Raw genomic sequence first — 11135 nt, forward strand, 5'->3', positions numbered from 1 at the left:
GACACACCGGATGCGACGACCGGTGATCCACCACACCCACCCACCAAACACATGATCAACAAACACCATCAAGACCATCCAACAAACACGCCGGTGGATCCAGGGTGAGCGTCCCTATTTCCCCACACCCCTCACCCTGAGTCACACCCCACGCTCTCGCCGACCATATCGATCCGCCGCCGGTCCCAAGTCATGGGCACGGTTGCGCATGCGTGCATCCCAACGGTCCACTCATCGCTACGCCAACCGGAAGGGATCACCATGTCGGTCACCGACGAACTCCTGGCCAACAACGCCGACTACGCCGCACGCTTTTCCGGGCCGCTCCCCTTGCCGCCCGCCAAACACGTCGCCGTACTCGCCTGCATGGACGCCCGGATCAACGTCTACGGCGTCCTCGGTCTCCAGGAAGGCGAAGCGCACGTCATCCGCAACGCGGGCGGCGTCGTCACCGAGGACGAAATCCGTTCCCTCGCGATCAGCCAGCGACTGCTCGGCACGCGCGAAATCATCCTCATCCACCACACCGACTGCGGAATGCTGACTTTCACCGACGACGGTTTCAAGAAATCCATCCAGGAGGACGTCGGCGTCAAGCCACCTTGGGCAGCCGAGGCCTTCAGTGACCTCGACGAGGACGTCCGTCAGTCGATCGAGCGCATCGCGAACAGCCCGTTCATCCCCGAGAAGGACTCCGTCCGCGGCTTCGTCTTCGACGTCGCCACCGGAAAGCTGAACGAGATCATTCGCCGATGACCTGCTCCACCTTGCGCTGCAGCTTGTTCATCCCGCCGAGCCAGCGGTCGGTCTGCGTCGCCCGCGCGGCGTAGTACTCCGCGACCTCGGGGTGCGGCAGCACCAGGAACCGTTCGGCGGCGATGGCCTCGAACAGCGCGTCCGCGACCTGCTCGGGCTGGATCGCCGAGGCACCCATCAGCAGTTCGCCCGCGGGGCCGGTGTTCTCCAGCATCGCCGTCCGCACGCCCTGCGGGCAGATCGCCTGCACGGTGATCCCGCGGTGCCGGTAGGTCGCCGAAAGCCATTCGGCGAAGGCGAGCGCGCCGTGTTTGGTCACCGAGTACGACGCCGAACCAAGGCTGGTCAGCAGTCCGGCCGCCGACACCGTCGAGATGAAGTGCCCGCGGCCGCGTTCGAGCCATACCGGAAGCAGCAGTCGCGACGCGCGCACGTGCGCCATCACGTTGACGTCCCAGATCCGCGCCCAGTCCTCCTCAGGGGCGTCCACTCCACCCATCGGCGCGATCCCGGCGTTGGCACAGAAGACGTCGATCTCGCCGAGGGTTTCGCGCGCGGTCTCGATCAGCGACGCGACACCCGCTTCGCTCGCGGCGTCACCGGCGACGGCGGTCCCGCCGATCTCCTTCGCGACTTCGGCCGCGGCGTCCCCGTTCAGGTCGCCGACGACGACCCGGGCACCCTCGGCGGCGAACCGGCGGGCGAGGACGGCACCGATGCCGCCTCCTCCGCCGGTGACGACGACACCGGCTCCGCTGAACGACGCGGTCACAGGCCACCCGCCAGCGTCACGCCGCCGTCGAGAACGACCGTCTGCCCGGTGATCCAGCCCGCCTCTTCCGAAAGGAGGAACGACACCGCGCTCGCGATGTCGGACGGCACCCCGAGACGCTTCATCGGGTACGACTCCGAGACCTCTTCTTCGCGACCTTCGTACAGCGCTGTCGCGAACTTGGTCTTGACCACGGCCGGCGCGACGGCGTTCACCCGGATCTTCGGGCCGAGTTCGAAGCCGAGTTCCTTGGTGAGCCGGATCAGCGCGGCCTTGCTGACGCCGTACATGCCGATCCCGGGAGACGCGCCGAGCCCGGCGACGGACGCGACGTTCACCACCGCGCCACCGTGCTCCCCCATCCACGCGTCCCGCGCCCGGCGGGTCCACGAAAGCGGCGCGAGCACGTTGACGGCGAAGATCTTCGCGGCGGCTTCGGGGTCGATGTCCAGGGTCGGCCCGAACACCGGGTTGATGCCGGTGTTGTTGACCAGCATGTCCAGCCTGCCGAAGGCCTCGATGGTCTTGGCGACGGCCTCGTCCTGGTGCGCGGCGTCGTCGGCCTTGCCGGGGACGGCGATCGCGACCGCCTCACCACCCAGTTCGGCCACCGCCTCGGCCAGCGGCTCGGGCTTGCGCGCGGTGATGCACACCTTCGCGCCGCGCTCGACCAGGTCCTTGGCGATCCCGAGGCCGATACCCCGGCTGGCGCCGGTGACGATCGCGACGCGATCCTTGAACGAGTTCACTCTTCGATCTCCTCTGTGTCCACCGGCGAGCGTGTCCACCGGCGAGCGCGGGCACTAAGCGAGCGCTCACTTACAATGGGAAGGTCCGGAGATGGTGTCAAGCCCACCATCGGAGTACGAGCGTCTGGGAGGATCTGCGGATGACCATGTCGCTGTCGGCCGAACTGTGGCCCGACGTCCAGCCCGAGACGGCACGACGGCTGATGCTGGCCGGCGTCGAATCCTTCGCGCGGCGCGGCTACCACGCGACCACCACCCGGGACATCGCCTCGGCGGCGGGCATGAGCCCCGCGGCGCTGTACGTGCACTTCCCGTCCAAGGCCGCGCTGCTGTTCGCGATCTCGAAGTACGGCCACGAGCAGACCCTCTCACTGGTCGAGAGCGTCGTGGCACGCGAGACCGACCCGGTCGAGCGGATCCGGCTGCTGGTCGAGGACTTTGTCGCCTGGCACGCGCGGCGGCACACGGTGGCCCGCGTGGTGCAGTACGAACTGCACGCGCTGCCGGACGAGGAGTTCGAGGTCGTCGCGAAACTGCGCCGCCGCATCGAACAGATCGTGCGTGAGGTCATCACCGAAGGCTCGGAGTCGGGCGTGTTCAGCGTCGGCGACCCGCACACCGCCGCGCGCGCCGTGCTCTCGCTCGGCGTCGACGTCTCCCGCTGGTACAGCGACCGTGCCCGCCAGACGCCGAAGAAGCTGGGCCAGGAGTACAGCGAGCTGGTGCTGCGCATGCTCGGCACGAAACTCTCCTGACCAGTACTGATCGACCTTCCTCGGCGAAACCGCCACCAGAGTGACATACCAACCGGTCGGTATCGAGAATTACCCGTTGAGACGTTGACCACATACTAAGCGGTTGTTAACTTGCCCGGACTGCATCGCCGCAGCAGCGCCGAGCGAAGGGCATCCAGATGGCCGACAGTGCTCCGAACGCCCCTGAAACCGCCGCCGAACCGACGATCACCGTCTCCCAGCGCAGGAGGGCCGCGACCGCGGCGGCACTCGCGTCGTCGGTCGAGTGGTACGACTACTTCGTCTTCGGGATCGCGGCCGCCCTGGTCTTCGGGAAGACCTTCTTCCCCACCACCAACGCGGCAGCCGGCGTCCTCGCCTCGTTCGCGACCTTCGCGGTCGGCTTCCTCGCCCGGCCGCTCGGCGGGATCATCGCGGGCAGCATCGGCGACAAACACGGCCGCAAACCCGTGCTGGTACTGGCGATCGCGCTGATGGGCGCGGCGACCACGCTGATCGGCGTACTCCCCACCTACGACACGATCGGCATCGCCGCGCCGATCCTCCTGGTCCTGCTGCGGCTCGTGCAGGGGGTCGCGGTCGGCGCGCAGTGGGGTGGCGCGATGCTGCTCGCCACCGAGTACGCGCCGCCCGGCAAACGCGGTCTCTACGGCAGCCTGGTCCAGCTCGGCGTCCCGATCGGCGTGGTGCTGGCGAACACGGTCTTCCTGATCGCCGCGCAGGTCGCGCCGCCGTCCGACTTCCTCACCTGGGCGTGGCGGATCCCGTTCCTGGTCGGCATCCTCGTGCTCGGGCTGGCCTGGTACATGCACGTCAAGATCGACGAAACGCCGGAATACCGCCGTGCCGAAGCGAAACTCACCGCCGAGGAACGCGGCCGCGCGAAGTCGCCGCTGCGCGACGTCCTGCGCGAACACAAGGGCACGGTGCTGCTGGCAGGCGGCTCGTTCATGGTCAACACCGCCACTTTCTACATCCTGCTCAACGGCGTCCTCGACTACGCCACCCGCCATCTGGGGATGTCGCGGACCACCGTGCTCGTCGCGACCCTGCTGATCAGCACGCTGCAGCTGGCGATCATCCCGTTGTCGGCGAAGCTGTCCGACCGGATCGGCAGGCTCAAGATCTACACCTTCGGCGCGGCGGGGGTCGCGCTCTGGGCGATCCCGATGTTCCTGCTGATCGACACGGCTTCGCTGCCGCTGTTCGTGGTCGCCTCGTTCGTCGGTTCGCTGTTCCTCGGCATCATGTACGGCCCGCAGGCGGCGCTGTTCTCCGAACTGTTCACCGCCGAGATGCGCTACACCGGCGCCTCGCTCGGCTACCAGATCAGCGCGGTCGTGGGCGGCGGGCTCGCGCCGTTCATCATGGTGCTGCTGCTGGAATCCACCGGGACCTCGATGTCGGTTTCGCTCTACATCATCGTGCTGGCCCTGATCTCACTCGGCTCGATCGGCCTGCTGGCCAAACGCGCCAAGAGCGCCGCACAGTCCACTTCGGACTCACTCGACAGCGCGCGTGAAGCGGTCGGCGACCAGCCGTAGCCGCTCCTTGACCTCGTCCGGCGCCTCCTCCACCACGAAGTCGACCTCCCACTGGGCGAGGTAGAACGGCACCACGGAAAGGTTGTTGGATCCGACGCTGACGCGGCAGGTGTGCTCGTCGATGGCCTCGATCGTCCCGACGGTCGGTGGCACGTCCGCGGCGAGCGCCTCCGCCGAAGCGTTCACCCGCAGCACCATCTGATGCGGATACGGCGACGACGAGATCCCGCGGGAGACGTAGGCCGCGAGGTCTTCGGCGGGCGGTTCCCTCGGTGCGAAGCGGAAACTGGTGTCCGGGACGCCGTCGATGCGGTCGACACGGAAAGTCCGCCAGTCGTCGCGATCGACGTCGAACGCGACGAGGTACCAGCGGCGCCCGGTGTGCACCAGGCGCAGCGGCTCGACACGCCGCTCGCTGACCTCGCCGTGGTAGCCGCTGTAACCGAACCGGAGCCGCTGATGGTCGCGGCACGCGGTCGCGATGACCGTCAGCGTCTCCGCGTCGATGATCGGACCGGCGCCGCCGAGCGGGATCATCGCCGTGTTCAGGGCGGCCACCTGGTGCCGCAGCCGGGCGGGCAGCACCTGCTCCAGTTTCGCGAGCGCGCGCACCGAGGTCTCCTCGATGCCCGACACCGTCCCGTTCGCGGCCGTGCGGAGCCCGACGGCGACCGCGACGGCCTCCTCGTCGTCCAGCAGCAGCGGCGGCAGCGCGGCCCCCGCACCGAGCCGGTAGCCGCCCGCGACGCCGGGGGTGGCGTGCACCGGGTAGCCCAGCTCCCGCAGTCGCTCGACGTCACGCCGGACCGTGCGGACGTCCACCCGCAGCCTGTCGGCCAGGTCGGCGCCCGGCCAGTCGCGCCGGGCCTGGAGCAGGGAGAGCAGCCTCAGCAGCCGTGCCGACGTGCCCGTGGTCATCGGTTCGCTCGCTTCATGAGGCGAGTGTGGCAGAGGTCGAGGACAGGTTCCGTCCGCATTAAGCTCGTGAGTGGCTAGGTTGGCTCTAACCCGAAACGCCACTCACGACCACCTGGGCCCGAGCCGGTGCTTCGCGTGACTGGGTGGGCGACACGCGTGACTGGACGGGCGACACGCCGCGGTCTGGGGTCTCATCGCGAGTCGCCCACCCAGTCACGTGTGTTGCCCCTCCAATCACGCGAAACCGCCAGACTGCGGGTACCTAAGACACTGTTGGCTCTAGCCCGAATCGCCACTCACGAGCCACACGCGGGCCGAGCCGGTGCTTTCGCGTGACCGTAGGTACCTAAGACATCCTTGGCTCTAACCGTCGTAGCCACTCACGAGTCCGTAAGGTGAGCCCCGTGATCGATCCCGCGCAGCTGCTGTCCGTCGCCCGCGAAGAAGCCGAGCTCGGCAAGGCCGAGGGCGGGGTCCCGATCGGCGCCGCGCTCTTCGACACCGCCGGTGTCCTGCTCGGCCGCGGCCACAACCGCCGGGTCCAGGACGGCGATCCGTCGATGCACGCCGAGACCTCCGCGTTCCGGAACGCGGGCAGGCGGCCGCACTACCGGGACACGATCATGGTCACCACCCTCTCCCCCTGCTGGTACTGCAGCGGGCTGGTGCGCCAGTTCGGCATCGGCCGCGTGATCATCGGCGAAGCCGCCACATTCGAGGGCGGGCACGGCTGGCTTGACGAGAACGGCGTCGAGATCACCTTGCTCGACGACCCGGCGTGCACCGCGCTGATGACCGAGTTCATCCAGGATCATCCGGAGCTGTGGTTCGAGGACATCGGGGTCCCGACCGAGAGCTAGACGCGTTCACCCGGGCGCAGTGCGTGGTCGATGGCGTTCGTGAGATCGATCGCGGAGGCAGACCCGGTGGAGTGCCAGGCGAGATAGCCATCGGGGCGGATGAGCACGGCACCACACCCGTAGCGTTCCGACCAGCCATCGGCGTTTTCGGCGCGGTGGGCGCGTACCGGCACCATTCGAGCCGCGTCCATCCACTCAGGACTGTCGCAGAGCAGGACGAAATCGTCGACGCACAGGTCGTGCAGGGCGGTATCGCCGAGCCAGAGATGCGGTGCCCTCCTGCCGACACTCGCGCGCGGGCCGTACCCGGAGTCGAACACCGGACCGGAACCGTAACCGGCGCCGAGGGTCTGGGAGCGCACGTCTGTTTCTTCCGGTTCGGCCGCGCCGCTGTACCTGGCCTGCTGGTGGGCCACGATCATGGGTGCCAGGGTTTCGGCCAGTGGCCGGCGTTCGGCGTCGTAGGTGTCCAGGAGGTCGTCACCGGCCCTGCCGCCCAGGACGGCCGCGAGCTTCCACGCGAGGTTGTGCGCGTCCTGTACGCCGGTGTTCGCGCCGAGCGCGCCCGCGGGCGGCCACACGTGGGCGCTGTCCCCGACCAGGAACACCCGCCCGGCGCGGTATCTCTCCGCGACGCCGACGCTTTGCTCCCAGGCGGCGACGCCTTCGATATCGACGTCGACGTCCTTGCCCACGGCCGCGTGGACGAGCCGTACACACCGCTCACGCGTGAAGTCGGCACTGGACTCCGACGTGGGGTCGTAGCCGACGGACGCCTGCCAGCGATCCGGGTCGGCGGTGCTGACCAGCCCGCCGGAGAACCCGTCCGGGTTGGCGATCATCCAGAAAAGGGCCCGGCGAGGAAGGAATTCGGACAGGTTCGCGCGGAACACGATGTTCATGGAGTGCTGGAACGTCATCTCGCCGGTACGAGCGATACCCAGCCGCTGCCGGATCGGGCTCCGGTTGCCGTCGGCGGCCACCAAGTAGGTGGCCCGCACGACCTGCCGATGACCGGTGTCGCGGTCTTCGATCGTCGCCCGTACCCCCTCGCCGTCGGTGTCGAAGTCGACCAGTTCGGTGTTGAACAGGTGCTCGGCCCCTGCCCTCCGGGCGGCGTCGATCAGGATCGGCTCGACCGTGTTCTGATCGGCCATGCAGAACACGCCGGCGGTCGCCTCGGGCCAGGCCCGTGACTCGTCGGCGTCGAAGAGCCATTCCCATTCGCCCGCGAGCGAGGTGCAGCGGGCGACCCCCGATTCGGCGTCGAACGGCGCACCTGCCCGCTCGATCGCTTCGGCGACCCCGTAGGCGCGGTAGATCTCCATCGTCCGCTGGTTGATCCCCCGCGCCCTGCCGTGGATCGACACTCCCGCGTGCCGGTCCACCAGCAGGGACGGGATGCCCTGTCCGGCCAGGAAGAGCGAACTGGTGAGGCCGGCGAGGCCACCACCGACTATCAGGACGGGCACGGTTTTCATAGCTGTTCTTGCTCCTGTCGGGCGTCGAACTCCGCGGCGGCCTGCCGCAGGGATTCCTCGGACCACATGAGGGATCCGGTGTGCAGATCGGCGACGAAGGCGCGGAGCCAGCGCTGCTCGGTGACCAGCAACGCGAGCCGGTATTCCTCCTCCACCAGGAAGATCCGGGCCACCCCGGCGGAACCGTCGAGTACGGGCGCGATCTCGGCGAGCCGCGCGTCGACAGCGGCCAGCCGCGTCTGGAGCTGCTCCGCCGCTTCCTCCGGGGTCAGCATCATCAGGAAGGACAGGCCGACCGGAAACTCCGGGAACTCGTTCCCGGTCGTGGCGAGCATGTCCTTGACCCACGCCTTCGCGGTCACCAACCCGGCGTCGGTGATGCCGTAGACCGTGCGTTCCGGATGCCCCTCGACCCGGTCGACCCTGATCAGCTCAAGCTTCAGCAACCGCTCGATCGCCTGATACACGCTCGCGCGCTGGCGGACGTTGACGACGCGGTCCTTGCCGTAGTCCTTGATCAGCTTCTGGATCCGGTAGGCGTGCATCGGCTCCCCCGAGAGGATGCCGAGCACCGTCAGCCCCAGTGCGGAACGCTTGTCGGTCGTACTCATAGTCATGACATTACTAGTCATGTCATGACTATGCAACGCGGCCATGTGCGCCCGGCAACCCTGCGAGGGAAGACCGCGAACGGCTAGGCGCTGTCCTCGGTCTCGAAAACGACGGTCCGGTTGCGCCCGGCCCCCTTCGCCGCGCGCAGCGCCTGATCCGCCGCGCCGACGAGCCTGTCGAGCGTCTCGCCGCCGGCGGGATGCGACGAGACCCCGATCGAGACGGTCGCCCCGGCGAACGTCCCACCCAGTGAGACGAAGGTCGAGGCGATCCGCAGCCGGATCCGCTCGGCGATCGCGTGCGCGTCGAATCGGGTCGTACCGGGCAACAGGACGACGAATTCCTCGCCGCCGAACCGGCCGACGAGGTCCGCCGCGCGGACCTCCGCGCGCAAAGTGTCCGCCACCGCGCGAAGGACGTCGTCCCCCACGTGCCTGCCGTGCCGGTCGTTGAGCCGGGCGAAGTGGTCGAGGTCGAGCATCAGCAGCGAAAGATCGGCGCCACGGCCGCGAAGCAGATCGAACTGGGTGCGCGCACCGTCCAACCAGGACGACGCGGTGAGCAGTCCGGTGCCGGAATCCGTCCCCGCGTGGCCGCGCAGGGCACGCATCGTTCCCGCCCGGTGCAGCACCACGAGTGCCCCGGCGAGTACCACGGTCACGAACGGCCAATCCACCGCCGACCACGCGAGCAGCAATCCGAACGCGACCATCGCCGCGTCGAAGGCGAATCCCGACGGTTCCGCCCCGAATTCGGCCGCCGGCGCGGCCAACGCGGCGTCGACGGACAAGAACACCAGCCCGGTCGCGAAAACCAGGGCGAAACTCTCGAAATCCCTTGTCCCGTCGGCGAACGGCGGGGCGCCCAGCAGCACGGGAATGAGCGAGGCCCCCAGTGCCGACAGCATGGTGGCGGAGGCCGCGAACACCTGGCGGTGCGGGATTCCGCGCCGGATCCGGAACCAGCGGTACCCCGCGGACGCGACGACGAGCACGGCGGCCAGTGCAGGTGGCAGCAGTAGCGCGCCCGCGAAGATCCAGGCCGCGTCCAGCCCGGCACCGAGACGCGTGTCGGCGCGGGACCGCTCAACGGAACGCGAAAGCTCCGAGCTGAGGATCATTCCCGCCAGCAGAGCGGAAAACGGGAGCAGTGAAGACGGCGCGGGCGGCCGCAACACGAAGAGGTAGGCGGTGGCGGCGAAGGCGGCGGCGTCGACGAGGAGCAGGTACCCGATCAGGCCCCGCCTGGGTAGTTCCCACAGACTCCAGGACCCCAGCAGCCGACGCGGCGCGGCGAGCCGGTCTCTCCGGCCGCGGCTTCCGGTCGCCATCAGGGAGTCCCCCACCATTTCGGCAAACTAGCCGGTAATCGCGGTGCTGTCGATCCTCTTTCCGGGTCATGACCCCCCTACTAAGGTCGGTCTTTTCGGCGCGGAATTCCGGTGAATTCTTGACAGTCCTCAATGGTCTAGTCCACCGTGAGTGGGCACACAGTGACCTCCCGGTTGATACGCCGCGTCAAGACGGAGGTGCTCCACACCTGCGCGCATCGGCGCGCGTACCAGTTGGAGGACCTATGAAATCCCTACGACGTTGGGCAACACTGGCCACCACCGTCGGCGCCGCTCTCGCCACGGCCGTCGGCCTCGCCCCCGTCGCCTCGGCGGCCCCGGACGCGGTGCTCGCTTCGCCCTATCTATACCAGTGGTCGGGACAGACGGACCCGATCGCGGCGATGAACGCCACCGGGGTCAAGGCCTTCACCCTCGCGTTCATCCTCTCCGACGGCGGCTGCAACCCGAAATGGGACGGCAGCCGCTCACTCACCGGCTCCGACGCCACGATGATCAACAACATCCGGGCCAAGGGCGGCGACGTCATCCCGTCGTTCGGCGGCTGGTCCGGCACGAAGCTCGGCTCCAAGTGCACCACCCCCGCGGCACTCGCCGGCGCGTACCAGAAGGTCATCGACGCCTACAAGCTCAAGGCGATCGACCTCGACATCGAGAACACGGACGAATTCGAGAACTACACCGTCCAGGACCGGATCCTGAACGCCATCAAGATCACGAAGCAGAAGAACCCCGGCCTGCGCGTGGTCATCACCATCCCGACCGAGGTCGGCGGCCCCAACGCGACCGGGAAACGGCTGATCAACCAGTCGAAGGTGCTCGGCGCGGGGGTCGACGCGTGGTCGGTCATGCCGTTCGACTTCTCCGGCGGCGGTGACATGGCGGGCAAGACCCGCAGTGCCGTGGACGGACTGAAGAACGTCGTGAAATCCACCTTCGGCCTGAGCGACGACGCGGCCTACCGGCGCAGCGGGCTCTCGTCGATGAACGGGAAGACGGACGTGGCGGGCGAGACCGTCAGCGTCGCCGACTTCCGCGCGATCCGCGACTACGCGGCGAGCAAACATCTCGCCCGGCTTTCGTTCTGGGCCGTGAACCGCGACTGCAACAACTGCGCGGGAATCTCGCAGGGCAAGTACGACTACACGAAGATCGTGGCGGGTTACACCGGCTGACTTCCGTTCCCCACCGGTGTCAGCGTTCCGTGAAGGCCTCCTTCCCTACTCTCAAGGCCAATGCCAGGAACTTAAGCGGCTCTGGGTTGGGCTGGGGTTGCTGTTGTGTTGGCTGTGTCCTGTTCGGTGGGGGTGGGTGCGGTGGTGACCCGGTAGCTGGCT

At 68.1% G+C, this 11135-nt stretch carries 11 protein-coding genes; 5 read left to right on the plus strand and 6 right to left on the minus strand.

Features of this window, described 5'->3' with window-relative positions; translation table 11 throughout:
• The first annotated feature begins 261 nt into the window (after positions 1-261).
• On the plus strand, positions 262-756 hold the full coding sequence (locus ACFOSH_RS17465; protein WP_378239983.1) for a beta-class carbonic anhydrase: 495 nt from the start codon (positions 262-264) through the stop codon (positions 754-756).
• Here ACFOSH_RS17465 and ACFOSH_RS17470 read toward each other — a convergent pair.
• A complete protein-coding gene (locus tag ACFOSH_RS17470; protein WP_378239984.1) occupies positions 743-1528 on the minus strand; it encodes an SDR family oxidoreductase in 786 nt (261 codons plus the stop codon). The two genes, ACFOSH_RS17465 and ACFOSH_RS17470, sit on opposite strands and share 14 nt — an antisense overlap.
• A complete protein-coding gene (locus ACFOSH_RS17475) occupies positions 1525-2277 on the minus strand; it encodes an SDR family oxidoreductase (protein WP_378239985.1) in 753 nt (250 codons plus the stop codon). Before ACFOSH_RS17475 ends, ACFOSH_RS17470 begins: the two co-directional genes overlap by 4 nt.
• A gap of 140 nt (positions 2278-2417) precedes the next feature.
• Between ACFOSH_RS17475 and ACFOSH_RS17480 the strand changes: the two genes are divergently transcribed.
• Positions 2418-3032 carry a TetR/AcrR family transcriptional regulator gene (locus ACFOSH_RS17480; RefSeq protein ID WP_378239986.1) on the plus strand — a complete coding sequence of 205 codons (615 nt, stop codon included), beginning with the start codon at positions 2418-2420 and terminating at the stop codon, positions 3030-3032.
• 158 nt (positions 3033-3190) lie between these two features.
• Entirely contained in the window at positions 3191-4576 is a 1386-nt protein-coding gene (locus ACFOSH_RS17485; RefSeq protein WP_378239987.1) for an MFS transporter, read from the plus strand.
• On the opposite strand, the gene ACFOSH_RS17490 is transcribed toward ACFOSH_RS17485, so the two are convergent.
• Positions 4535-5494: a helix-turn-helix transcriptional regulator gene (locus ACFOSH_RS17490; protein ID WP_378239988.1), complete on the minus strand. Its 960-nt coding sequence runs from the start codon at positions 5492-5494 to the stop codon at positions 4535-4537. The genes ACFOSH_RS17485 and ACFOSH_RS17490 overlap by 42 nt on opposite strands.
• A 395-nt stretch (positions 5495-5889) precedes the next feature.
• Here ACFOSH_RS17490 and ACFOSH_RS17495 point away from each other — a divergent pair, with 395 nt between their 5' ends.
• Positions 5890-6354, plus strand: a complete 465-nt coding sequence (locus tag ACFOSH_RS17495; protein ID WP_378239989.1) for a nucleoside deaminase — start codon at positions 5890-5892, stop codon at positions 6352-6354.
• On the opposite strand, the gene ACFOSH_RS17500 is transcribed toward ACFOSH_RS17495, so the two are convergent.
• From ACFOSH_RS17500 to ACFOSH_RS17510, 3 genes are all read right to left on the minus strand, one after another.
• Complete coding sequence (locus ACFOSH_RS17500) at positions 6351-7835, minus strand: FAD-dependent monooxygenase (RefSeq protein WP_378239990.1); 1485 nt, start codon at positions 7833-7835, stop codon at positions 6351-6353. The genes ACFOSH_RS17495 and ACFOSH_RS17500 overlap by 4 nt on opposite strands.
• Positions 7832-8446 carry a PadR family transcriptional regulator gene (locus ACFOSH_RS17505; protein ID WP_378239991.1) on the minus strand — a complete coding sequence of 205 codons (615 nt, stop codon included), beginning with the start codon at positions 8444-8446 and terminating at the stop codon, positions 7832-7834. The genes ACFOSH_RS17500 and ACFOSH_RS17505 overlap by 4 nt, the downstream gene beginning before the upstream one ends.
• A gap of 83 nt (positions 8447-8529) precedes the next feature.
• On the minus strand, positions 8530-9795 hold the full coding sequence (locus tag ACFOSH_RS17510) for a GGDEF domain-containing protein (protein WP_378239992.1): 1266 nt from the start codon (positions 9793-9795) through the stop codon (positions 8530-8532).
• A gap of 227 nt (positions 9796-10022) precedes the next feature.
• Between ACFOSH_RS17510 and ACFOSH_RS17515 the strand changes: the two genes are divergently transcribed.
• The gene (locus ACFOSH_RS17515; protein ID WP_378239993.1) at positions 10023-10973 is read left to right on the plus strand and encodes a chitinase; all 951 of its coding nucleotides are present in this window, start codon (positions 10023-10025) and stop codon (positions 10971-10973) included.
• Positions 10974-11135: the final 162 nt, after the last annotated feature.

The organism is Amycolatopsis speibonae, assembly GCF_042647925.1.
Classification (GTDB): domain Bacteria; phylum Actinomycetota; class Actinomycetes; order Mycobacteriales; family Pseudonocardiaceae; genus Amycolatopsis; species Amycolatopsis speibonae.